The sequence below is a fragment of the Pseudomonas sp. BN102 genome (assembly GCF_029871245.1).
Taxonomy (GTDB): domain Bacteria; phylum Pseudomonadota; class Gammaproteobacteria; order Pseudomonadales; family Pseudomonadaceae; genus Metapseudomonas.
Map to the genome: position 1 here is coordinate 211,307 of NZ_SSON01000075.1, position 23,153 is coordinate 234,459.

The 23,153-nt window shown below is 65.5% G+C and carries 23 protein-coding genes and 1 other RNA gene; 20 read left to right on the top strand and 4 right to left on the bottom strand.

Features of this window, described 5'->3' with window-relative positions; translation table 11 throughout:
• The first annotated feature begins 105 nt into the window (after positions 1–105).
• The 5 genes from petA (at position 106) to E8F12_RS22255 (ending at position 3,835) form a co-directional block, all read left to right on the top strand.
• Complete coding sequence (gene petA, locus E8F12_RS22235) at positions 106–699, top strand: ubiquinol-cytochrome c reductase iron-sulfur subunit (protein WP_151131975.1); 594 nt, start codon at positions 106–108, stop codon at positions 697–699.
• Positions 699–1,910: a cytochrome bc complex cytochrome b subunit gene (locus E8F12_RS22240; RefSeq protein WP_280290837.1), complete on the top strand. Its 1,212-nt coding sequence runs from the start codon at positions 699–701 to the stop codon at positions 1,908–1,910. Before petA ends, E8F12_RS22240 begins: the two co-directional genes overlap by 1 nt.
• A complete protein-coding gene (locus E8F12_RS22245; protein WP_280327337.1) occupies positions 1,910–2,689 on the top strand; it encodes a cytochrome c1 in 780 nt (259 codons plus the stop codon). Before E8F12_RS22240 ends, E8F12_RS22245 begins: the two co-directional genes overlap by 1 nt.
• Positions 2,690–2,778: 89 nt before the next feature.
• Positions 2,779–3,396, top strand: coding sequence for a glutathione S-transferase N-terminal domain-containing protein (locus tag E8F12_RS22250; protein WP_280290839.1), 618 nt, complete (start codon positions 2,779–2,781; stop codon positions 3,394–3,396).
• A 10-nt stretch (positions 3,397–3,406) separates the two neighbouring features.
• Positions 3,407–3,835, top strand: coding sequence for a ClpXP protease specificity-enhancing factor (locus tag E8F12_RS22255; protein ID WP_280327338.1), 429 nt, complete (start codon positions 3,407–3,409; stop codon positions 3,833–3,835).
• Between the two features lie 49 nt (positions 3,836–3,884).
• Here the strand turns inward: E8F12_RS22255 and E8F12_RS22260 are convergent, their stop codons facing one another.
• The 4 genes from E8F12_RS22260 to E8F12_RS22275 are packed head-to-tail and all read right to left on the bottom strand — an operon-like array spanning position 3,885 to position 7,210.
• The gene (locus E8F12_RS22260; protein WP_280327339.1) at positions 3,885–4,415 is read right to left on the bottom strand and encodes a BON domain-containing protein; all 531 of its coding nucleotides are present in this window, start codon (positions 4,413–4,415) and stop codon (positions 3,885–3,887) included.
• Positions 4,412–5,005, bottom strand: coding sequence for a phosphoheptose isomerase (locus E8F12_RS22265; protein WP_280327340.1), 594 nt, complete (start codon positions 5,003–5,005; stop codon positions 4,412–4,414). The genes E8F12_RS22260 and E8F12_RS22265 overlap by 4 nt, the downstream gene beginning before the upstream one ends.
• Positions 5,006–5,033: 28 nt before the next feature.
• Entirely contained in the window at positions 5,034–5,402 is a 369-nt protein-coding gene (locus E8F12_RS22270; protein WP_280290845.1) for a YraN family protein, read from the bottom strand.
• Positions 5,399–7,210, bottom strand: a complete 1,812-nt coding sequence (locus E8F12_RS22275; RefSeq protein WP_280327341.1) for a penicillin-binding protein activator — start codon at positions 7,208–7,210, stop codon at positions 5,399–5,401. Before E8F12_RS22275 ends, E8F12_RS22270 begins: the two co-directional genes overlap by 4 nt.
• A gap of 121 nt (positions 7,211–7,331) precedes the next feature.
• Here E8F12_RS22275 and rsmI point away from each other — a divergent pair, with 121 nt between their 5' ends.
• The 15 genes from rsmI to E8F12_RS22350 all read left to right on the top strand — a co-directional run bounded on the left by rsmI (position 7,332) and on the right by E8F12_RS22350 (position 23,134).
• Positions 7,332–8,204, top strand: coding sequence for a 16S rRNA (cytidine(1402)-2'-O)-methyltransferase (gene rsmI, locus E8F12_RS22280; protein WP_280327342.1), 873 nt, complete (start codon positions 7,332–7,334; stop codon positions 8,202–8,204).
• A 40-nt stretch (positions 8,205–8,244) separates the two neighbouring features.
• Positions 8,245–8,603: RNase P RNA component class A (rnpB, locus tag E8F12_RS22285), an RNA gene on the top strand.
• 316 nt (positions 8,604–8,919) lie between these two features.
• Complete coding sequence (gene mraZ, locus E8F12_RS22290) at positions 8,920–9,375, top strand: division/cell wall cluster transcriptional repressor MraZ (protein WP_280327343.1); 456 nt, start codon at positions 8,920–8,922, stop codon at positions 9,373–9,375.
• Positions 9,372–10,319, top strand: coding sequence for a 16S rRNA (cytosine(1402)-N(4))-methyltransferase RsmH (gene rsmH / locus E8F12_RS22295; protein ID WP_280290849.1), 948 nt, complete (start codon positions 9,372–9,374; stop codon positions 10,317–10,319). Before mraZ ends, rsmH begins: the two co-directional genes overlap by 4 nt.
• On the top strand, positions 10,316–10,609 hold the full coding sequence (ftsL, locus tag E8F12_RS22300; RefSeq protein ID WP_280327344.1) for a cell division protein FtsL: 294 nt from the start codon (positions 10,316–10,318) through the stop codon (positions 10,607–10,609). Before rsmH ends, ftsL begins: the two co-directional genes overlap by 4 nt.
• Entirely contained in the window at positions 10,609–12,336 is a 1,728-nt protein-coding gene (locus tag E8F12_RS22305) for a penicillin-binding transpeptidase domain-containing protein (protein WP_280327626.1), read from the top strand. The genes ftsL and E8F12_RS22305 overlap by 1 nt, the downstream gene beginning before the upstream one ends.
• Positions 12,336–13,799 carry a UDP-N-acetylmuramoyl-L-alanyl-D-glutamate--2,6-diaminopimelate ligase gene (gene murE, locus E8F12_RS22310; RefSeq protein WP_280327345.1) on the top strand — a complete coding sequence of 488 codons (1,464 nt, stop codon included), beginning with the start codon at positions 12,336–12,338 and terminating at the stop codon, positions 13,797–13,799. Before E8F12_RS22305 ends, murE begins: the two co-directional genes overlap by 1 nt.
• A complete protein-coding gene (murF, locus tag E8F12_RS22315; protein WP_280327346.1) occupies positions 13,792–15,156 on the top strand; it encodes a UDP-N-acetylmuramoyl-tripeptide--D-alanyl-D-alanine ligase in 1,365 nt (454 codons plus the stop codon). The genes murE and murF overlap by 8 nt, the downstream gene beginning before the upstream one ends.
• 2 nt (positions 15,157–15,158) lie before the next feature.
• On the top strand, positions 15,159–16,241 hold the full coding sequence (gene mraY / locus E8F12_RS22320; RefSeq protein WP_280327347.1) for a phospho-N-acetylmuramoyl-pentapeptide-transferase: 1,083 nt from the start codon (positions 15,159–15,161) through the stop codon (positions 16,239–16,241).
• 6 nt (positions 16,242–16,247) lie between these two features.
• Positions 16,248–17,594 (top strand): UDP-N-acetylmuramoyl-L-alanine--D-glutamate ligase, encoded by a 1,347-nt coding sequence (gene murD / locus E8F12_RS22325; protein ID WP_280327348.1) that lies wholly within the window; start codon positions 16,248–16,250, stop codon positions 17,592–17,594.
• A complete protein-coding gene (ftsW, locus tag E8F12_RS22330) occupies positions 17,594–18,802 on the top strand; it encodes a putative lipid II flippase FtsW (RefSeq protein WP_280327627.1) in 1,209 nt (402 codons plus the stop codon). The genes murD and ftsW overlap by 1 nt, the downstream gene beginning before the upstream one ends.
• Entirely contained in the window at positions 18,799–19,869 is a 1,071-nt protein-coding gene (gene murG, locus E8F12_RS22335; RefSeq protein WP_280327349.1) for an undecaprenyldiphospho-muramoylpentapeptide beta-N-acetylglucosaminyltransferase, read from the top strand. The genes ftsW and murG overlap by 4 nt, the downstream gene beginning before the upstream one ends.
• Before the next feature lie 13 nt (positions 19,870–19,882).
• A complete protein-coding gene (gene murC, locus E8F12_RS22340) occupies positions 19,883–21,322 on the top strand; it encodes a UDP-N-acetylmuramate--L-alanine ligase (RefSeq protein ID WP_280327628.1) in 1,440 nt (479 codons plus the stop codon).
• The gene (locus tag E8F12_RS22345) at positions 21,319–22,266 is read left to right on the top strand and encodes a D-alanine--D-alanine ligase (RefSeq protein ID WP_280327350.1); all 948 of its coding nucleotides are present in this window, start codon (positions 21,319–21,321) and stop codon (positions 22,264–22,266) included. Before murC ends, E8F12_RS22345 begins: the two co-directional genes overlap by 4 nt.
• 4 nt (positions 22,267–22,270) lie before the next feature.
• A complete protein-coding gene (locus tag E8F12_RS22350; protein WP_280327351.1) occupies positions 22,271–23,134 on the top strand; it encodes a cell division protein FtsQ/DivIB in 864 nt (287 codons plus the stop codon).
• Positions 23,135–23,153 lie beyond the last annotated feature (19 nt).

Sequence of the window (23,153 nt, forward strand, 5' to 3'; positions counted from 1 at the left end):
CAAAGGGGGTTTTCTTTACCATTTGGCGAATTTTTTGCGCGGCTCGATTTTTTACTTAGTAGAGGCCTGAACAACAGGCCACAAAAGCTGATGGGAGACGACTGAATGAGCAATGACGGCGTGAATGCAGGCCGGCGTCGCTTCCTCGTAGCGGCCACGTCCGTGGTCGGTGCGGCGGGAGCGGTGGGGGCTGCGGTCCCGTTCGTGGGGTCATGGCTGCCCAGTGCCAAGGCCAAGGCCGCGGGTGCACCGGTCAAGGTGAATATAAGCAAGGTCGAGGCCGGCCAGCAGATCATCGCCGAATGGCGCGGTCAGCCGGTGTTCATCGTGCGTCGCACCGAGGAGATCCTTGCGAATCTCCCGAAGATCCACGACCGCATGGCCGACCCGGAGTCCAAGGCTTCCGTGCAGCCGACCTACGTGGATCCGGTCAGCCGTTCGATCAAGCCGGAAATCCTCGTCCTGGTCGGTATCTGCACCCACCTGGGCTGCTCGCCGTCCTTCCGCCCGGAAGTCGCCCCGGCTGACCTGGGTGCCGAGTGGGTCGGTGGCTACTTCTGCCCCTGCCACGGCTCCCGCTACGACCTCGCCGGCCGTGTCTACAAGGCGCAACCCGCACCGATCAACCTGCCGGTGCCGCCTTACTCGTACGAGACGGATGACGTCATCGTCGTCGGTGTGGACCAGGAGAAGGCCTGATGAGCAAATTCATGGAATGGGTCGATGCGCGCTTCCCCGCGACCAAGATGTGGGAAGACCATCTGAGCAAGTACTACGCGCCGAAGAACTTCAACTTCTTCTACTTCTTCGGTTCGCTGGCACTGCTGGTACTGGTCAACCAGATCCTCACCGGTATCTGGCTGACCATGAGCTTCACTCCCTCCGCCGAGGAAGCCTTCGCGTCCGTCGAATACATCATGCGCGACGTGGAGTACGGCTGGATCATCCGCTACCTGCACTCCACCGGTGCATCGGCGTTCTTCATCGTCGTCTACCTGCACATGTTCCGCGGTCTGCTCTACGGCTCCTACCAGAAGCCGCGCGAGCTGGTGTGGATCTTCGGCATGCTGATCTACCTCGCCCTGATGGCCGAGGCCTTCATGGGCTACCTGCTGCCCTGGGGCCAGATGTCCTACTGGGGTGCCCAGGTGATCATCTCGCTGTTCGGTGCCATCCCGGTGGTGGGCGATGACCTCACCCAGTGGATCCGTGGTGACTACCTGATCTCCGGCATCACCCTGAACCGCTTCTTCGCCCTGCACGTGATTGCCCTGCCGATCGTCCTGCTCGGCCTGGTCGTGCTGCACATCCTGGCGCTGCACGAGGTGGGTTCGAACAACCCGGACGGCGTGGACATCAAGAAGAAGAAGGACGAGAACGGCATTCCGCTGGACGGTATCGCGTTCCATCCCTACTACTCCGTGAAAGACATCGTGGGCGTAGTGGTATTCCTCTTCGTGTTCTGCTTCGTGGTGTTCTTCTTCCCGGAAATGGGCGGTTACTTCCTCGAGAAGCCGAACTTCGAACAGGCCAACCCGTTCAAGACCCCTGAGCACATCGCGCCGGTGTGGTACTTCACCCCCTTCTACGCGATTCTCCGTGCGGTACCGGACAAGCTCCTTGGCGTAATCGCCATGGGCGCTGCCATCGCCGTACTGTTCGTGCTGCCGTGGCTGGACCGCAGCCCGGTGAAATCGATGCGCTACAAGGGCTGGCTGAGCAAGATCTGGCTGCTGGTGTTCTGCGTGTCCTTCGTCATCCTCGGCGTGCTGGGTGTTCTGGCGCCGACCCCGGGCCGTACGTTGCTGTCGCAGGTGTGCACCACCCTGTACTTCGCGTACTTCATCCTGATGCCGTTCTACACCAGGATGGAAAAAACCAAACCGGTTCCGGAAAGGGTGACGGGCTAATGAAAAAGCTATTTGCTGCATTTGTATTTGCTGCGCTGCCGGCTCTTTCCTTCGCGAGCGGTGGTGAAGTGCATCTGGACAAGGTCGACATCGATCTCACCGACAAAGCTGCCATGCAGGACGGCGCGCGTACCTTCGCGAACTACTGCATGGGCTGCCACAGTGCCAAGTTCCAGCGCTACGAGCGTGTGGCCAAGGATCTGGGCATTCCCGAAGAACTGATGCTGGAAAACCTGGTCTTCACTGGCGCCAAGATCGGCGACCACATGAAGATCGGCATGCAGCCCCAGGATGCCAAGGTCTGGTTCGGTGCGGCTCCGCCCGACCTGACCCTGGTAGCCCGCGTGCGCGGCACCGACTGGCTGTACAGCTACCTGCGCTCGTTCTACGAAGATCCTGCACGTCCGTGGGGCGTGAACAACAAGGTCTTCCCGAACGTCGGCATGCCGAACGTCCTGGTCAGCCTGCAAGGCCGTCAGGTCGTAGGTTGCAAGCAGGTTCAGGTGGTGGAAGACGGCAAGAAGCAGTTCGATCCGCTGACCGGCGCTCCGCTGACTCATGAAGCGTGCGATCAGCTCACCGTACTGCCGAAGACCGGCAAGCTGACCGAAGCCGAGTTCGACGAGAAGGTCCAGAACCTCGTGACCTTCCTCGCTTACTCCGCCAACCCGGTCAAGCTGGAAAGCCAGCGCGTCGGTACCTACGTCCTGCTGTACCTGGCGTTCTTCTTCGTGTTCGCCTACCTGCTCAAGCGTGAGTACTGGAAGGACGTGCACTGATACACTGCTGCACCGTCGTACGAAGCGCGCGCCCTTAGTGGGCGCGCGCGTCTTTTTGCCCCTGAATAATCCCGAGTGAGGAGGGCGCAATGGCCGTCACCAACAGGCTGGCCTGTTACTCCGACCCTGCCGACCACTATTCCCATCGCGTACGCATTGTGCTCGCCGAGAAAGGTGTCGCTGCCGAAATTATCAATGTCGAGCCTGGACGCTGCCCGCCCAAGCTGGCCGAGGTCAATCCCTACGGCAGCGTGCCGACCCTGGTGGACCGTGATCTGGCGCTCTATGAGTCGACCGTGGTAATGGAGTACCTCGAGGAGCGCTACCCCCATCCGCCATTGCTTCCGGTCTATCCGGTGGCTCGCGCCAACAGCCGCCTGCTCATTCACCGCGTGCAGCGCGACTGGTGCTCGCTGGTGGATCGTATCCTCGATCCTCGCAGCAAGGACGCCGACAAGGCCCTGGCGCGCAAGGAGCTGCGCGAGAGCCTGACCGGCGTATCGCCGTTGTTTGCGGACAAGCCCTACTTTCTGAGCGAAGATTTCAGCTTGGTGGACTGCTGCCTGCTGCCGATACTCTGGCGCCTTCCCCTGTTGGGCATCGAGCTGCCGAGGCCGGCCAAGCCCCTCCTGGACTACATGGAGCGGGCCTTCGTTCGAGATTCCTTCCGAGCCAGCCTGTCCGACGTCGAACGCGACATGCGCTGAGGAGACCAAGATGAACTCCAGTCGCCCCTACCTGGTTCGTGCCCTCTACGAGTGGATAGTCGACAACGACTGCACGCCCCACCTGTTGGTCAATGCCGAGCATGCGGGTGTGCAGGTGCCGACAGGCTATGCCAATGACGGCCAGATCGTGCTCAATGTATCGCCCAGCGCCGTGCGCCACCTGCACATGGACAACGAGGCAGTGAGCTTCGAAGGGCGCTTCGGTGGTGTGGCTCACAGCCTCTACATCCCGTCGGCGGCGGTCATGGCCATCTATGCCCGGGAGAATGGCCAGGGCATGGTCTTCGACCTCGAGCCGCCATTGTCGGACGACGATCCTGGCCCCGAAGACGGCGGCCCGTCCGGCGGCGAGCCGTCGAGCTCGGGAGGCGACCCCTCGCGTCCCAGCGGCAGGCCCAGCCTGAAAGTGGTCAAGTGACAAAAAAGGCGATCCAGTGGATCGCCTTTTTTTGTGCCTGCCGGATCGGTCAGTTGGTGTACTCGAAGAGCCGCACGATCCTCTGCACGCCTGAGACGTTCTGGACGATGCTGGTGGCCAGGGCGGCCTCCTGGCGGGTGATCAGGCCCAGTAGGTAGACGATGCCGTTCTCGGTTACCACCTTGATCTGCGAGCTGGGAACCTTTTCGTCGGCCAGCAGCTGGGTGGTGATCTTGGTGGTGATGGTGCTGTCGTTTAGCCGTGCCAGGGTGGAGGAGGGCGGCAGAACCTGCAGTTCGTTGTGTACGCGGCGTACGCCCTGGGCGGACTGGGCGGCCTTGCCGGCGAGTTCCTTGAGATCGGCGCGCGGCGTCTGGCCGGCGAGCAGGACCACGCCGTTATAGCTGGCGACCACGACGTGCGAGTTGGTTTTCAGGTCAGGGCTGGCGCCTTCGACCTTGGCGCGCACCTTGGACGGCAGGGACTGGTCGTCGATGGTCTTGCCGACGGTGCGGCCACCGCACCCGGACAGTGCGAGGCAGAGGGCCAGGCCGGCGAGGATCAGGGGGGAACGGGTCATTCTTCACTCCCAAACAGTTGGCGGTCGATCAGGTCACAGAGGCAATGGATGGTCAGCAGGTGCACTTCCTGGACGCGCGCCGTGACCTTGGACGGAACGCGGATCTCCACGTCCTCGGGCAGCAGCAGCGAGGCCATGCCGCCGCCGTCGCGGCCGGTCAGGGCGACCACCACCATTTCGCGGTCGTGGGCGGCCTGAATGGCCTGGATCACGTTGGCCGAGTTGCCGCTGGTGGAAATCGCCAGGAGCACGTCGCCCGGCTGGCCGAGCGCGCGGATCTGCTTGGAAAAGACTTCGTTGTAGCTGTAATCGTTGGCGATGGAGGTGATGGTCGAGCTGTCGGTGGTCAGCGCCACGGCGGGCAGGCTCGGGCGCTCGCGCTCGAAGCGGTTGAGCAGCTCCGAGGAGAAGTGCTGGGCGTCGCCGGCCGAGCCGCCGTTGCCGCAGGACAGGATCTTGCCCTCATTGAGCAGCGCGTGGACCATCACCATGCTGCCGTGCTCGATGTGCGGGGCCAGCAGTTCCATGGCCTGCAGCTTGGTGTCGATGCTGGCCTGGAAGAGTTGGCGGATACGGGGTTGCATGTCCATCGGGTAAGACCTTCAGTGGGGCGACCGATCAGGTGTCGAAGGCGTTCTTCAGCCAGGTCAGTCGCGGGGGCGAATCGCCGTCCATTGCTTCGACGGCAATCACATCAAATCGACAAGGGTATCTTGCCCAGCGGGATTCCTGCTGGAGGAACTGCTGGGCGGCGTAAGCCAGTTTTTCGCGCTTGCGGGCATCGACGCTCTCGAGGGCGCCGCCCCAGCCGGCATGACGCCGATAGCGGACTTCGGCGAATACTACTGTATCGCCGTCGAGCATGACCAGATCGAGCTCGCCGCGCCGGCACAGCCAGTTCTGCGACAGCAGGCGCAGTCCATTTGCTTCGAGATGAGCGCGGGCAAGGGCTTCCGCCGCCTGCCCGCGGCTGCGGGCGTCACTCAAGAGTCGCTGTCTTTCAGTCGCTGTACCTGCCCATCGCGGAACTCGGCCCAGGGTAGCTGGCGCTCGATGCGACGGGCGGGATTGAGACTGAGGCGGCCGGACAGACCGTCCACTTGGGTATCCGGCAGGGCCCTCAGCTGCGCCAGGCGCGGTGCCAGGCGGTAGGCGTCGGCGCCCATGGCGTAGAGCCGGCCCAGGCTGCCGCCGGCCTGCGGCCATTGGCTGCCCACCTGCTGGCGCAGCGGATCGTCGCCATTCAGCAGCCAGGGAGTCTCGCAGAAGCGGATGCCGTTCAGGTCCTGGTACTGGGCCTGGTCGTTGCCTGCGGCATAGAGGTGCGAAGTGGAGTAGACCGGCACGTCGCCAGCGTACTGGAAGGCCAGGGTCGGCTTGATCTGCTGGGCCTGTTGCGGTGTTGCGGCGAGGAAGATGAAGTCGACGTCCTGGCGGCGTGCTGGCTGTGCGGCCACTGGTACGCCCAGGGTGCCTTGCAGGCGCTTGGCGCGGGCTTCGCTCTGGCGCAGCTGGAACAGGTCGGCGATCTGCTGGGCCAGGGCTACCGGCTGGTCGACGTGTTCGGCGGCGATCAGGCGGCCGCCGGCAGCCTGCCAGCTCTGCTGGAAGGCGTTCAGCACGCGGTCACCCCATTCGCCGCGAGGGACCAGGGCAACGGCGCTGCGCATGCCGTCGGCCCAGGCGCGACGAGCGACTTCGCGGGCTTCGTCCTCGGCGGCGAGGCCGAACTGGAAGAGCTGCGCCGGGGCTTCCTGGCCGGCATCGCTGTAATTCAGGGCCAGGGTGGTGATGGGTAGCTGCTCGCGGGTGCTGAGCTGCTTCACCAGCGGCTTCTCCAGCGGGCCGACCACCAGTTGCACGCCGTCGGCCTGGGCTTGGCGGTAGAACTCATCGATGGAGGTCAGTTTCGAGCTGTCGTAGAGGGTAATGGCTGGTTGTGGCTGGCCTGATTGCTTGGCCTGGTAGTGGGCGGCCAGGAAGCCATCGCGCAGGGCGCGGGACACCGAAGCGAGCTGGCCTTCCTGGGGCAGCAGCAGGGCAATCTTGGTCAGCGGTTGGCCGGCGATCTCCTTCAGCTTGGTCAGGGGATCCGGCAGCTGCTTGGCCGCGGGGTGGTCGGGATTCCGGGCGCGCCAGTCGTCAATGGCGGCCTGCTGTTGTTCCAGGGTGGAGGAGGTCTTGGTCAGGCGGGCGAGCTCGAGCCAGCCGGCCAGGTCGTTTTCACCGCCGCCTTGCAGTTGCTCCAGCGGCAGGCTGGAGACCAGAGCCCAGATGGCTTCGTGGTTGGCGTTGGCCGCGTTTTCGCTCAGCAGCGGGGCGATGAACACGCGCTCGCGGGCAGCGGCGAGGTTCTTGCCGTCGGCCTCCAGTGCGCGAGCGCGGACCAGCTGGGTGCGTACCTGCTGCTCCACCGGCAGTTCGGCCAGGCGCTCCAGGCTCGGATGGCTCAGGGCCTTGAGGGCGCTCTTGGGCTGGTTGCGGGCCATGGCCAGTTCGGCGGCCAGGGTGCTGGCGAATATCTGCTGGGCGGGCTTCAGGCCTTCCAGCGGGATCTGCTCCAGGATGCGTGCCGAGCGGCCGATATCCTGCTGCTGGTAGGCGAGGTCGGCGGCGGACAGGCGCAGCAGGACCGCTTCCTCCGGCTCGGCTTCACTGGCCTGCTGCAGCAACTGCTCGATGCTGGCCTCAGGCGTGCGGGGCAGTTCGCCGAGGCTGGACGAGGGCGAGCTGGCGCAGGCAACCAGCAGGCCGGCGAGGCAGAGGGCGGAGAGCGGACGCAGGCAAGCGATCATTTATCGGTCCCGATACTCGTTGAAAGAAAGACGCGATTGTACCCAAGGCCCGGGTGGGGCGCGATGTCGGTCCTGTGAATAGGGATACAATGCGCGCTTTCAGTCATTTCCGAGGTGCCCAGTGACCCTTTCTTCCGCCTCCGGCAGCGCTCCCGGCACCCTCTACGTGGTGGCGACGCCCATCGGCAACCTGGACGACATCAGCGCCAGGGCCCTGCGGGTGCTGCGCGAGGTGGCGCTGATCGCCGCCGAAGATACCCGGCACTCGATCCGCCTGCTGCAGCACTTCGGCATCGAGACGCCGCTGGCGGCCTGCCACGAGCACAACGAGCGCGACCAGGGCGGGCGCTTCCTGGCGCGCTTGCAGGCGGGCGACGATGTGGCGCTGATTTCCGACGCTGGCACACCGCTGATTTCCGATCCGGGTTTCCATCTCGTGCGCCAGGCGCGCGCGGCCGGGGTTTCCGTGGTCCCGGTTCCCGGCGCCTGCGCGCTGGTCGCGGCGCTATCGGCCGCGGGCCTGCCGTCGGATCGCTTCATATTCGAGGGCTTCCTGCCGGCCAAGGCCAATGCTCGCCGTGGCCGTCTGGAGCAGATAAAGGAAGAGCCGCGCACCTTGATCTTCTACGAAGCGCCGCACCGTCTGCTGGAGTCCCTGGAGGATATGCGTGAGGTGTTCGGCGGTGATCGCCCGGCGGTGCTGGCCCGAGAATTGACCAAGACCTTCGAGACCTTGAAGGGCGCACCATTGAGCGAGTTGTGCGGGTGGGTCGCCGCGGACTCCAATCAGCAGCGAGGCGAATGCGTCGTGCTGGTGGGTGGCTGGCAGGCCCCGGAAGGTGAGGGCGCCCTGAGCGCGGAGGCGCTGCGGGTGCTCGACCTGCTGCTGGGGGAGTTGCCCCTCAAGCGTGCCGCTGCCCTGGCGGCGGAGATCACTGGCGTACGCAAGAATCTGCTCTACCAGGCGGCTCTGGAGCGGCAGGGCGATTCCTGAGCTTGTTCTTCCGGCCTCCTGCCGTTAACCTTGGCAGCGGAGAGTCGATCGGACAGTCGCTGTCTCATTTCGTTCGTCGATTTTGAGAGGGAGGAAAGTCCGGGCTCCATAGGGCGGAGTGCCAGGTAACGCCTGGGAGGCGCAAGCCTACGGAAAGTGCCACAGAAAATAACCGCCTAAGCGCGTAAGCGCCGGTAAGGGTGAAAAGGTGCGGTAAGAGCGCACCGCACGACTGGTAACAGTTCGTGGCTAGGCAAACCCCACTCGGAGCAAGACCAAATAGGAATCCATGGCGCGGCCCGCGTCGGATTCGGGTAGGTTGCTAAAGGCTGTCAGTGATGGCAGCCGTAGATGAATGACTGTCCTCGACAGAACCCGGCTTACAGATCGACTCTCTACTTCTTTCCCTCCGCTTTAGCTGCGCAGCGCTCTCTTCCCTGCCGTCGAAATACCGAAAAGATCTTACTCTTAACAATTCACTTTAAGTTTGAAGTTCAGTCCGCTGTAAGTGCTGGATTTTGCTCTCCCTTTGTCCCTCGAAAACCTTCCAAATCCCCACCTATCCCTCGCTAAATTGCCGTCCTGTAAGGAATTTTCCCCTTTTTCCTGCCTTGACGGTGGGGCTGGCGCATTTCTATAGTGTGCGGAAGTGGAGCGAAGTGGGTAGAAGTGGGACTTACTGGCAAGGAAAGCCAATCAAAGGGGGAGCGCAGCCGTGTTTCGCGGAGCTAACGCCATCAGTCTCGACGCAAAGGGGCGACTCGCGATGCCAAGCCGGTATCGTGATGAGCTCATGTCGCGTTGCGCTGGGCAGCTCATCGTGACCATTGACGCTGTCGACGCCTGTTTGACTGTCTATCCCCTGCCTGAATGGGAGCTCATCGAAGCCAAGCTGCGAGAGCTGCCTTCCCTGCGCGAGGAAACTCGTCGCCTGCAACGTCTGCTGATCGGCAATGCCGTGGACCTGGAGCTTGATAGCGCAGGTCGTTTTCTCGTTCCGCCGCGTCTGCGTGAGCACGCCGGGCTGGACAAGCGGGCAATGCTGGTTGGCCAACTGAACAAATTTCAACTGTGGGATGAGGATGCCTGGAATGCGATTTCCGAGGCTGATCTCATGGCAATCAAACAACCCGGCGGCCTGCCGGACGAACTACGTGACCTAATCCTGTGAGCGCGACCAGCAGCTTCCGTCATATCACCGTACTGCTCGAAGAGGCTGTGGAGGGACTCGCCCTGCGCGCGGACGGCTGCTACCTGGATGGCACGTTCGGGCGAGGGGGGCATAGCCGCCTCATCCTCGAGCGGCTTGGGCCCGGAGGTCGCTTGCTGGGATTCGACAAGGACCCGCAAGCGATTGCGACGGGGCAAGCTCTGGCGGCCGAAGACGGCCGCTTTGTCATTGTGCAGCGCAGCTTTGCCGAACTCGGCGACGAGGTGCGCGTACAAGGGCTGGACGGCAAGGTGGACGGCGTTCTGCTCGACCTTGGCGTGTCTTCGCCGCAGCTGGATGATCCGGAGCGCGGCTTCAGTTTCCTCAACGACGGCCCGCTGGACATGCGCATGAATCCCGATCGCGGCCAGAGCGCCGCGCAGTGGATCGCCAGCGCCAGCGAGGAGGAGATCGCCCGGGTCTTCAAGGATTACGGCGAAGAGCGATTCGCCAAGCGCATGGCCCGTGCTGTGGTGCAGCGCCGTGCCGAGAAGCCTTTCGAACGTACTGCGGACCTGGCGGCCGTGCTGACTGCCGCCAACCCGGCCTGGGAGAAGGGCAAGAACCCCGCGACCCGCGCCTTCCAGGGCATCCGCATCCACGTCAACAACGAGCTGGGAGATCTGGAACAGGGGCTGGATGCCGCGCTCGAGGCCCTGGCGGTCGGTGGTCGCCTGGTGGTGATCAGCTTCCATTCCCTGGAAGATCGCATCGTCAAGCAGTTCATGCGCAAGCACGCCAAGGGTGAGGCCGACAAGCTGCCTCGCGACCTGCCGGTGCGCCACGCAGTCTTCGAGCCGCGCCTGAAGCTGTTGGGCAAGCCGCAATACGCATCCGAGGAAGAGCTCAAGGCCAACCCGCGCTCGCGCAGCGCAGTCATGCGCGTGGCGGAGAAGCTACGATGAGCCGCCCTTACGCCAAGCCCCTGCCCGGCGGCAGCCTGCTGATGCTGCTGCTGTTCCTTGGCATATTGCTTTCCGCTATCGCGGTGTCCTACAGCGCCCACTGGAATCGCCAGTTGCTCAATCAGCTCTATACCGAGCTGAGCGTGCGCGACAAAGCGCAGGCCGAGTGGGGACGGCTGATCCTCGAACAGAGCACCTGGACCGCCCATAACCGCATCGAATCCCTGGCCAGCGACCAACTGAAGATGCGCATCCCCGATCCGGCCGAAGTACGGATGGTGGCGCCATGATGAAGCTCGAAGGCGCGCTCTATCCCTGGCGCTTCCGGGTTGTGCTGGGCCTGCTCGCTATCATGATTGGCGCCATTTCCTGGCGCATCGTCGACCTGCATGTGATCGACCATGACTTCCTCAAGGCCCATGGCGATGCGCGCAGTGTGCGGCACATCCCGATTCCCGCCCACCGCGGCCTGATCACCGACCGCAATGGCGAGCCCCTGGCCGTCAGTACCCCGGTCACCACCCTCTGGGCCAACCCCAAGGACCTGATGGGCCTGCGCGATCAGTGGCCGCGGATCGCCGAGGTGCTGGGCCTGGACCCGAAGGCGTTCGCTCAGCGCATCGAGCTGAACGCCAACCGCGAGTTCATGTACCTGGAGCGCGGCCTCACTCCGGAGCAGGGCCAGGCCATCCTCGCCCACAAGCTGCCCGGCGTGTACGGCATCGAAGAATTCCGTCGTTTCTATCCGGCTGGGGAAGTGACGGCCCATATGGTCGGGTTCACCGACGTGGATGACCGTGGCCGCGAAGGTGTCGAGCTGTCCTTCGACGAATGGCTGGCCGGCGTGCCCGGCAAGCGCCAGGTGCTGAAGGACCGTCGTGGCCGCCTGATCAAGGATGTGCAGGTGGCGCGCAATGCCAAGCCGGGCAAGACCCTGGCCCTGTCCGTCGACCTGCGCCTGCAGTACCTGGCCCACCGCGAGCTGCGCAACGCGCTGGTGGAGAACGGCGCCAAGGCTGGCAGCCTGGTGATCGTGGACGTCAAGACCGGGGAAGTGCTGGCCATGGCCAACCAGCCCACCTACAACCCGAACAACCGTCGCAGCCTGCAACCGGCGGCGATGCGCAATCGGGCGATGATCGACGTGTTCGAGCCCGGCTCCACGGTCAAGCCGTTTTCCATGAGTGCCGCCCTGGAGAGCGGGCGCTGGAAGCCCACCGATACCGTCGACGTCTATCCCGGTACCCTGCAGATCGGCCGCTATACCATTCGCGACGTTTCGCGCGCCACTGGCGCGCTCGACCTTACCGGCATCCTGATCAAGTCCAGCAACGTCGGTATCAGCAAGATCGCCTTCGACATCGGCGCCGAGTCCATCTACCGCGTCATGCAGCAGGTGGGGCTGGGCCAGGACACCGGCCTCGGCTTCCCCGGCGAGCGCGTCGGCAACCTGCCCAACCACCGCAAGTGGCCCAAAGCCGAGACCGCGACTCTTGCCTACGGCTATGGCCTGTCGGTGACCGCCATCCAACTGGCCCACGCCTATTCGGTGATCGCCAACAACGGCAAGAGCGTGCCGCTGTCGCTGACCCGCACCGACAACCAGGTCGAAGGCGTGCAAGTGATCGACGAGCAGGTCGCCAAGACCCTCCAGGGCATGCTCCAGCAAGTGGTCGAGGCGCCGGGTGGCGTATTCCGCGCCCAAGTCCCCGGCTACCACGTGTCCGGCAAGAGTGGCACCGCGCGTAAAGCCAGCGTAGGTAGCAAGGGCTACACCCAGAACGCCTACCGCTCGCTGTTTGCCGGTTTCGCTCCTTCCACCAACCCGCGCATCGCCATGGTGGTGGTGATCGACGAACCCAGCAAGGCGGGCTATTTCGGCGGTCTGGTCTCGGCCCCGGTATTCGGCAAGGTCATGGCCGGCGCGCTGCGTCTGATGAACATCGCGCCCGACAACCTGCCCACCGAGGAACAACAGACCGCGAATGCGGCCACCGGCAAAGGAGGGCGAATCTGATGCCCATGCCACTGAACCAGTTACTGCTCCAGGCGCAGAGCGCCACCCTGATTCGTGAACTGACCCTGGACAGCCGTAAGGTGCGTCCGGGCGACCTGTTTCTGGCCGTCCCCGGTGCCCAGCAGGATGGCCGCGCCCATATTGCCGATGCCGTGGCCCGTGGCGCGGTAGCCGTGGCTTATGAGGCGGTCGGCGCCGAGCATTACCAGGCCGGCAGCGCCGAACTCATCCCGATCAAGGGCTTGGCTGGCCAGCTGTCGGCCATTGCCGGGCGCTTCTATGGCGAGCCGAGCCGTGCGCTGCGCCTGGTGGGGGTCACCGGCACCAACGGCAAGACCAGTGTCAGCCAGCTGCTGGCCCAGGCCCTCGACCAGTTGGGCGAGCGCTGCGGAATAGTCGGCACCCTGGGTACCGGTTTCTACGGCGAGCTGGAAAGCGGCCGCCATACCACGCCCGATCCGCTGGCCGTGCAGGCCACCCTGGCCGGCCTGAAGCAGGCCGGCGCGCGCGCGGTCGCCATGGAGGTCTCGTCCCACGGGCTGGAGCAGGGCCGTGTCGCCGCGCTGGATTTCGACGTGGCGGTGTTCACCAACCTGTCCCGTGACCATCTGGACTACCACGGCTCCATGGAAGCCTACGCCGAGGCCAAGGCACGCCTGTTCGCCTGGCCCGAGTTGCGTGCACGGGTGATCAACCTCGACGACCAGTTCGGCCGCCAGTTGGCCGCTGAGTCGCGCGCGTCGCGCCTGTTCAGCTACAGCCTGGAAGACGCCAGCGCCTTCCTTTATTGCCGTGAAGCCCGTTTCGACGACCACGGCGTGCGCGCCCAACTGGTCACCCCGCAAGGCGAGGGCCTGCTGCGCAGCCCGCTGCTGGGGCGCTTCAACCTGAGCAACCTGCTGGCCGTGGTCGGCGCGTTGCTGGCCATGGACTACCCATTGGACGAAGTGCTGCATGTCCTGCCGTCGCTGCAGGGGCCGGTGGGCCGCATGCAGCGCCTGGGCGGTGGCGACAAGCCGCTGGTGGTGGTGGATTACGCCCATACGCCGGATGCCCTGGAGAAAGTCCTGCAGGCCCTGCGCCCCCATGTTCGTGGTCGCCTGCTCTGCCTGTTCGGCTGCGGTGGCGATCGCGATCGCGGCAAGCGTCCGCTGATGGCGGCCGTGGCGGAACGCCTGGCCGACCAGGTGCTGGTGACCGACGACAACCCGCGCAGCGAAGAGTCTGCACAGATTTTCGCCGACATCCGTCCCGGCTTCGCCGACACGCAGCAGGTCGAGTTCGTCGCAGGCCGTGGCCAGGCCATCGCCCAGCTGATCCGCAGCGCCGGCGCGGACGACGTGGTGCTGCTGGCCGGCAAGGGCCATGAGGACTACCAGGAGATCGCTGGCGTGCGCCAGCCCTTCTCCGACCTCGAGGAAGCCGCCAAGGCCCTGGATGCCTGGGAGGTCCCCCATGCTTAAACCTTTCCGCCTGTCGGAACTGCTGGGTCCGCTGCAGGCCGAGCTGCTGGGTGCCGACGTCGCCTTCACCGGGGTCTCCAGCGACAGCCGCAAGATAGAGCCGGGGCAGTTGTTCGTTGCCCTGGTCGGTCCGCGCTTCGATGGCCATGCCTACCTCGCCGAGGTCGCCGCCAAGGGCGCGGTGGCCGCCCTGGTCCAGCGCGAAGTGCCGGGTGCGCCGCTGCCGCAGCTGCTGGTGGCCGATACCCGTGATGGCCTGGGGCGCCTGGGCGCCTACAACCGCGACAGTTTCACTGGCCGCGTGGCGGCGGTCACCGGTTCCAGCGGCAAGACCACGGTCAAGGAGATGCTTGCCAGCATTCTCCGCACCCAGGGCTCCGTGCTGGCCACCCGTGGCAACCTGAACAACGACCTCGGCGTACCCCTGACCTTGCTGGAGCTGGGCGCCGGGCACGACAGCGCGGTCATCGAGCTGGGCGCGTCCCGTGTCGGCGAGATCCTCTACACCGTCGGCCTTACCCGGCCCCAGGTCGCCATCATCAACAATGCCGGCACCGCCCACGTGGGCGAGTTCGGTGGTCCGGAAAAGATCGTCGAAGCCAAGGGCGAGATTCTCGAAGGGCTGCCCGCCGATGGCGTGGCGGTGCTCAATCGTGACGACCGTGCCTTCGCCACCTGGCAAGCGCGTGCCACCGGGCGCAAGGTGCTGAGCTTCGCCCTGAACGACGCCAGCGCCGACCTGCGCGCCGAGAACCTGACCCGCGATGCCCGCGGTTGCACGGCCTTCCGCCTCGAGGGCGTGGCCGGTGCGGCGGACATCCAGCTCAATCTGTTGGGGGCGCACAACGTTGCCAATGCCCTCGCCGCCGTAGCCGCGGCGCATGCCCTGGGCGTGCCGCTGGTCGGGATCAAGACCGGCCTGGAAAACCTGCAGCCCGTCGCAGGCCGCGCCGTAGCGCAGCTCGCACCCAGCGGCATGCGCGTGATCGACGACAGCTACAACGCCAACCCCGCGTCCATGCTCGCGGCCGTTGATATACTCGCCGGCTTTTCCGGCCGCACCGTCCTGGTGCTCGGGGATATGGGCGAGCTGGGCGAATGGGCCGAGCAGGGCCACCGCGACGTGGGCGACTACGCCCGCGGCAAGGTCAGCGCACTGTACGCCGTCGGTCCGCTGATGGCACACGCAGTCGCTGCGTTCGGTGCCCAGGGCCGCCACTTCGCCGATCAGGCCAGCCTGATCCAGGCGCTGGTCAGCGAGCAGGACACAAACACCACAATTCTGATCAAAGGTTCCCGTAGCGCGGCGATGGACAAAGTCGTCGCGGCACTCTGCGGGACGGGGGAGGCTCACTAATCATGCTGCTGCTGCTCGCTGAGTACCTGCAACAGTTCTACAAAGGGTTCGGCGTATTCCAGTACCTGACCCTGCGCGGGATTCTCGGCGTTCTGACGGCCCTGTCGCTGTCGCTTTGGCTCGGTCCCTGGATGATCCGCACCCTGCAGATCCGCCAGATCGGCCAGGCCGTGCGTAATGACGGCCCGCAATCGCACCTGTCGAAGTCCGGCACGCCGACCATGGGCGGCGCGCTGATCCTGACCGCCATCGCCATCAGCACCCTGCTCTGGGCTGACCTGTCCAACCGCTACGTCTGGGTGGTGCTCGCCGTGACCCTGGCCTTCGGCGCCATCGGCTGGGTGGACGACTACCGCAAGGTGATCGAGAAGAACTCCCGCGGCTTGCCGAGCCGCTGGAAGTATTTCTGGCAGTCGGTGTTCGGCATCGCTGCCGCGGTCTTCCTCTATATGACCGCCAGCACCCCGGCCGAGACCACCCTGATCCTGCCGCTGGTGAAGAACATCGAGATTCCGCTGGGGATCGGCTTCGTGGTGCTGACCTACTTCGTGATCGTCGGCTCCAGCAACGCCGTCAACCTGACCGACGGCCTCGACGGCCTGGCCATCATGCCCACCGTGATGGTCGGCGGCGCGCTGGGGATCTTCTGCTACCTGTCGGGCAACATCAAATTCGCCGACTACCTGCTGATCCCCTACGTTCCGGGCGCGGGCGAACTGATCGTATTCTGCGCCGCCCTGGTCGGCGCCGGTCTCGGTTTCCTCTGGTTCAACACCTATCCGGCCCAGGTCTTCATGGGCGACGTTGGCGCGCTGGCGTTGGGTGCCGCCCTCGGCGCCATCGCCGTGATCGTCCGCCAGGAAGTCGTGCTCTTCATCATGGGTGGCGTGTTCGTCATGGAAACCCTGTCGGTGATGATCCAGGTCGCGTCCTTCAAGCTGACCGGTCGTCGCGTGTTCCGCATGGCCCCTATCCACCACCACTTCGAACTGAAAGGCTGGCCCGAGCCCCGCGTGATCGTACGTTTCTGGATCATCACCGTAATCCTGGTGCTGGTCGGTCTGGCCACCCTGAAACTGAGGTAATCGAGAGTGACGCTGATCGCTTCCGACCAGTTCCGCATCGTTGTCGGCCTCGGCAAGAGCGGCATGTCCCTGGTGCGCTTCCTGGCGCGCCAGGGCGTGTCGTTTGCCGTGGCGGATACCCGTGCGAACCCGCCGGAGCTGGCGACGCTCAAGAGCCAGTTCCCACAGGTGGAAGTGCGCTGCGGTGAGCTCGATGCGGACTTCCTCAGCCGCGCCAGCGAACTCTACGTGAGCCCGGGCCTTGCCCTGGCCACGCCGGCGTTGCAGGAAGCCGCTCGGCGCGGGACCAAGCTCTCCGGCGATATCGAGCTGTTCAGCCGTAATGCCAAGGCGCCGATAGTTGCCATCACCGGTTCCAACGCCAAGAGCACCGTCACCACCCTGGTGGGCGACATGGCCATGGCCGCCGGCAAGCGGGTCGCCGTGGGCGGCAACCTGGGCACACCGGCGCTGGACCTGCTGGATGACGCGGTTGAGCTCTACGTTCTGGAGCTGTCGAGCTTCCAGCTGGAGACCACCGAGCGGCTGAACGCCGAGGTGGCTACCGTCCTCAATGTCAGCGAAGACCACATGGATCGCTACGCCGACATGCAGGCCTACCACCTGGCCAAGCACCGGATCTTCCGTGGCGCGCGCCAGGTCGTGATCAACCGCGGCGACGCGCTGTCGCGCCCTCTGGTGGCCGACCAGCTGCCTTGCTGGTCCTTCGGCCTGAACAAGCCCGACTTCAAGTCCTTCGGCCTGATCGAGGAAGGCGGCGAGAAGTACCTCGCCTACCAGTTCGACAAGCTGATGCCGGTGCGCGAACTGAAGATCCGTGGCGCCCACAACCAGTCCAATGCCCTGGCCGCGCTGGCCCTGGGCCATGCCGTAGGGTTGCCGTTGGAGCCCATGCTGGCAACCCTGCGGACCTTCGCCGGCCTGGCCCACCGTTGCCAGTGGCTGCGCGATCTGCGCGGGGTGTCCTACTACGACGACTCCAAGGCCACCAATGTCGGAGCGGCCCTGGCGGCCATCGAAGGCCTGGGGGCCGATATCGACGGCAAGCTAGTGCTGGTCGCCGGCGGGGATGGCAAGGGTGCGGACTTTTCCGGCCTGAAGGCCCCGGTCGCACGCTACTGCCGCGCCGTGGTGCTGCTGGGACGCGATGCCGAGCTGATCGCCCAGGCCCTTGGCGATGCCGTGCCGCAGGTCCGGGTCCAGACCCTGGATGAAGCGGTGCAGCGTTGCGCCGAGCTGGCCGAGAGCGGCGACGCCGTGCTCTTGTCGCCGGCCTGCGCCAGCCTGGACATGTTCAAGAACTTCGAAGAACGCGGGCGGCTGTTCGCCCAGGCCGTGGAGGAGCTCGCATGATGCTGGCCCACCTGCTCGCCGCCCCTTCGCCGCTGCGCAGCCGCCGCGGCATCGACATCGACTTCCCGCTGCTGGCCGGTTGCCTGACGCTGCTCGGCCTGGGGCTGGTGATGATCACCTCGGCCTCGTCGGAAGTTGCCGCAGCGGCGTCCGGCAATCCGCTGTACCACATGATTCGCCACCTGGTTTACCTGGCCATCGGGCTGGGCGCCGGGGTGCTCACCCTGCAGGTGCCCATGGCCTTCTGGCAACACCATGGCCCGCGGCTGATGCTGGTGGCCTTCATCCTGCTGGTCCTGGTCCTGTTGCCGGGCATCGGCCGCGAAGTCAACGGCGCCAAGCGCTGGATCGGTTTCGGCCTGTTCAACCTGCAGCCCTCCGAGCTGGCCAAGCTGTTCACCGTGATGTTCATCGCCGGCTACCTGGTCCGCCGTCAGGACGAGGTGCGCGAGAAGCTCATGGGCTTCATCAAGCCGATGCTGGTGCTGGGCCCCATCGCCGTGCTGCTGCTGGCCGAGCCGGACTTCGGCGCCACCGTGGTGCTGGTCGGCTCCTGCATCGCCATGCTGTTCCTCGGCGGGATCAACCTGCTGCGCTTCATTCCCCTGGCCGGTGCGGTACTGGCCGCCGGCGTGGCGGTGATGACCAGCCAGAGCTACCGGATGCAGCGCCTGACCAACTTCATCGACCCCTGGGCCGACCAGTACGGCGCCGGTTATCAGCTGAGCCAGGCGCTGATCGCCTTCGGCCGCGGCGAATGGTTCGGCGTGGGGCTGGGCAACAGCATCCAGAAGCAGTTCTACCTGCCCGAAGCCCATACCGACTTCGTCTTCGCCGTGCTGGCCGAGGAACTGGGCATGATCGGCGCCCTGGTGACGGTCGGCCTGTTCGTCTTCGTCAGCGTGCGCGCGCTCTATATCGGCCTCTGGGCCGAGAAGGCGCGGCAGTATTTCTCCGCCTACGTCGCCTACGGTCTGGCCTTCCTCTGGATCGGCCAGGTGCTGATCAACATCGGCGTGAACGTCGGCCTGTTGCCGACCAAGGGCCTGACCCTGCCATTCCTCAGCTACGGCGGCAGCTCCCTGGTGATCTGCTGCGTCAGCCTGGCGCTGCTCCTGCGCATCGAGTGGGAGCGACGTACCCAGCTGGGCAACGAGGAAGTGGAGTTCGTCGAAAGCGATTTCTTCGACGAGGAGGTGCGCCCATGAGCCGCAATGTGCTGATCATGGCCGGCGGCACCGGCGGCCACGTATTCCCGGCCCTGGCCTGCGCCCGCGAGTTCCAGGCGCGCGGCTTCAAGGTGCACTGGTTGGGGACGCCCAAGGGCATCGAGAACGAACTGGTGCCCCAGGCCGGCCTGCCGCTGCACCTGATCCAGGTCAGCGGCCTGCGCGGCAAAGGTCTTAAGTCCCTGCTCAAGGCTCCTTTCGAACTGCTCAAGTCGCTGTTCCAGGCGCGTCGCATCGTGCGTGAGCTGCAGCCGGTCTGCGTACTGGGCATGGGCGGCTATCTGACCGGTCCCGGAGGCCTGGCCGCGCGCTTGTCCGGTGTGCCGCTGATCATCCACGAGCAGAACGCCGTGGCGGGCACCGCAAACCGCAGCCTGGCGCCATTCGCCAGCCGCGTCTGCGAAGCCTTCCCCGATACCTTCGGACAAAGCGACAAGCGGCGTACCACCGGCAATCCAGTGCGCGAGGAGCTGTTCCTCGAGACCCCGCGCGATGCCCTGGGCGGCCGCAAACCGCGCCTGCTGGTGCTGGGTGGCAGTCTTGGCGCCGAGCCCCTGAACAAGCTGCTGCCGGAAGCCCTGGCCCAGGTGCCCGCGGACCTGCGTCCGGAGGTATTCCACCAGGCCGGCCGCAAGCATGACGAGATCACCGCGGAGCGTTATCGCGAAGTCGCGGTCGAAGCCCAGGTCGCGCCCTTCATCAAGGACATGGCTCGTGCTTATGCCTGGGCCGATCTGGTCATTTGCCGCGCCGGCGCACTGACTGTGAGCGAACTGGCCGCCGCCGGCCTGCCTTCGTTCCTGGTGCCGCTGCCCCACGCTATCGACGACCACCAGTCGCGCAATGCCGATTATCTGGCGAAGGAGGGCGCGGCTGTCCTCCTTCCGCAACATTCCACTGACGCGGCCGGTTTGGCCGCTCAGCTGACCGAGGTACTGATGCAGCCCGAAAAACTCAAGGCCATGGGCGCCACCGCCCGCCGTCTGGCCAAGCCCGCAGCTACCCGTACCGTGGTCGATATCTGCCTGGAGGTGGCCCGTGGTTGAGAGCCAGAAAGCCATGCCCCATCCCGAGATGCGCCGCATCCGTCGCATCCACTTCGTCGGCATCGGCGGCGTGGGCATGTGCGGGATCGCCGAAGTGCTGCTGAACCTGGGCTACCAGGTCTCCGGTTCCGACCTCAAGGCCTCGGCCGTGACCGCACGCCTGGAAAGCTTCGGTGCACAGATATTCATTGGCCACCGCGCCGAGAACGCCGAGCACGCCGACGTGCTGGTGGTGTCCAGCGCGGTCAACCAGGCCAACCCCGAGGTGGCGGTCGCCCTGGAGCGCCGCATCCCCGTGGTGCCGCGCGCCGAGATGCTCTCCGAGCTGATGCGCTACCGCCATGGCATCGCCGTTGCCGGCACCCACGGCAAGACCACCACCACCAGCCTGATCGCCTCGGTTTTCGCCGCCGGCGGGCTGGACCCGACCTTCGTCATCGGCGGCCGCCTGAACGCCGCGGGCACCAATGCCCAGCTGGGCACCAGCCGCTACCTGGTGGCGGAGGCCGACGAGAGCGACGCCAGCTTCCTGCACCTGCAGCCGATGGTCGCCGTGGTCACCAATATCGACGCCGACCACATGAGCACCTACGAAGGTGACTTCAACCGGCTGAAGAAGACCTTTGTGGAGTTCCTCCACAACCTGCCGTTCTATGGCCTGGCGGTGCTCTGCGTGGACGACCCGGTGGTCCGCGAGATCCTCCCCCAGGTGGCACGCCCGACCGTGACCTACGGCTTCGCCGAGGACGCCGACGTGCGCGCCATCAATGTGCGCCAGGAAGGCATGCGCACCTGGTTCACCGTCCTGCGCCGCGACCGCGAGCCGCTGGATGTCTCGGTGAACATGCCCGGCAACCACAACGTGCTGAATTCCCTGGCCACCATCGCCATCGCCAGCGATGAAGGCATCAGCGACGAAGCCATTGTCCTGGGCCTGTCCGGCTTCCAGGGCGTGGGCCGGCGCTTCCAGGTCTACGGCGAGCTGGAAGTCGAAGGCGGCAGCGTGATGCTGGTGGACGACTACGGCCACCACCCGCGTGAAGTGGCGGCGGTGGTCAAGGCCGTCCGTGGTGGCTGGCCGGAGCGCCGCCTGGTGATGGTCTACCAGCCGCACCGCTACAGCCGCACGCGCGACCTCTACGACGATTTCGTGCAGGTGCTCGGCGAAGCCAATGTGCTGCTGCTGATGGAGGTCTACCCGGCCGGCGAAGAGCCGATCCCCGGCGCCGACAGCCGCCAGCTCTGCCACAGCATCCGCCAGCGCGGCCAACTCGACCCCATCTATATCGAGCGTGGCGTTGACCTGGCGCCGCTGGTCAAGCCGCTGCTGCGGGCCGGTGACATCCTGCTCTGCCAGGGCGCCGGCGATATCGGCGCGCTGGCGCCGCAACTGATCCAGAACCCGTTGTTTGGCGGCCAGCCCGGTGATGCCGCCAAGAGGAAGACGAAATGAGCGCGCAACTGAAATCCACCCTCGAACCGGCCGCGTTTGGCCGGGTCGCCGTGCTCTACGGCGGCAAGAGCGCCGAGCGCGAGGTTTCGCTGAAGTCCGGCGCCATGGTGCTGCAGGCCCTGCAGGCCGCGGGCGTGGACGCCTTCGGCATAGACGTGGGCGATGACCTGCTGCAACGCCTGCAGGCGGAGAAGATCGACCGCGCCTTCATCATCCTCCATGGGCGTGGCGGCGAAGACGGCAGCATGCAGGGCCTGCTGGAGTGCCTGGAGATCCCCTACACCGGAAGCGGCATCCTGGCCTCGGCCCTGGCCATGGACAAGCTGCGCACCAAACAGCTGTGGATCAGCCTCGGCCTGCCGACCCCGCGCCATGCCGTGCTCGCCAGCGAAGCGGATTGCCGCCTGGCCGCAGCCGAGCTGGGCTTCCCGCTGATCGTCAAGCCGGCCCACGAGGGTTCCAGCATCGGCATGGCCAAGGTGGAGAGCGTCGAGGCGCTGATCGAGGCCTGGCGTGACGCCGGCGTCTACGACCCGCAGGTGCTGGTGGAGCAGTGGATCCATGGGCCGGAGTTCACCATCGCCTGGCTGCGTGGCGAAGTGCTGCCGCCCATCCGTCTCGGCACCCCGCACACCTTCTACGACTACGACGCCAAGTATCTGGCCAGTGATACCCGCTACCAGATCCCCTGCGGTCTGGACGCGGACAAGGAAGAGGAGCTGAAGCAGCTCACTTCGCGCGCCTGCGAAACCCTCGGCATCCAGGGCTGGGCCCGTGCCGATGTGATGCAGGACGCCGAAGGGCGCTTCTGGCTGCTTGAAGTCAACACCGCACCAGGCATGACCGATCACAGCCTGGTGCCCATGGCCGCGCGCGCTGCGGGCCTGGATTTCCAGCAACTGGTGCTGGCGATCCTCGCCGACAGCGTCGAGGCAAGGGGCTGAAGCCATGCGTAGTGCCGCCATCCGTCGTCAGGAACCCGTCATCGGCCGCGCCGCTCCGTCGCGCAAGCCGGTGCCGCGTGGCGCCAGTCGGATGGTGGCCAAGGAGCCACTGTCGCAGCGGCTGCCCAAGCCCAGCTTCGGCTTCCTCAAGCGACTGGTGTGGCCGGTGCTGCTGGCGGTGCTCGGCCTTGGCGCCTACGAGGCGGCGCAGCGCTTGCTGCCGTACGCCGACCGGCCCATCGCCAAGGTCAATGTGCAGGGCGACCTGAGCTACATCAGCCAGCAGGCGGTGCAGCAGCGCATCGCCCCCTACATCGCCGCCAGCTTCTTCAGCATCGACCTGGCGGGCATGCGCCGCGAACTGGAGCAGATGCCCTGGATCGCCCATGCCGAAGTGCGCCGGGTCTGGCCGGACCAGGTGATGGTCCGTCTGGAAGAACAACTGCCCATCGCCCGCTGGGGCGACGAGGCGCTGCTGAACAACCAGGGCCAGGCCTTCACCCCGCGTGAGCTGGCCCACTACGAACAGCTGCCGCAGCTCTGGGGCCCGCTGCGGGCCCAGGAGCAGGTGATGCAGCAATACCAGATGCTCAGCCAGATGCTGCGCCCGCTCGGCTTCTCCATAGCCCGGCTGGAGCTGCGCGAGCGCGGTAGTTGGTTCCTGTCCACCGGCCAGGGCGTCGAGCTCCTGCTGGGACGGGATCACCTGGTGGAGAAAATGCGACGTTTCATCTCGATCTACGAGAAAACGCTGAAGGACCAGATAGCGAACATAGAGCGCGTCGACCTGCGCTATCCCAACGGCCTGGCCGTGGCCTGGCGGGCGCCGGTCGAGGCCCCAGCGGCGACTACGGTCGCCGTGCAGTGAATCAGAGAGAAGGTTAGAA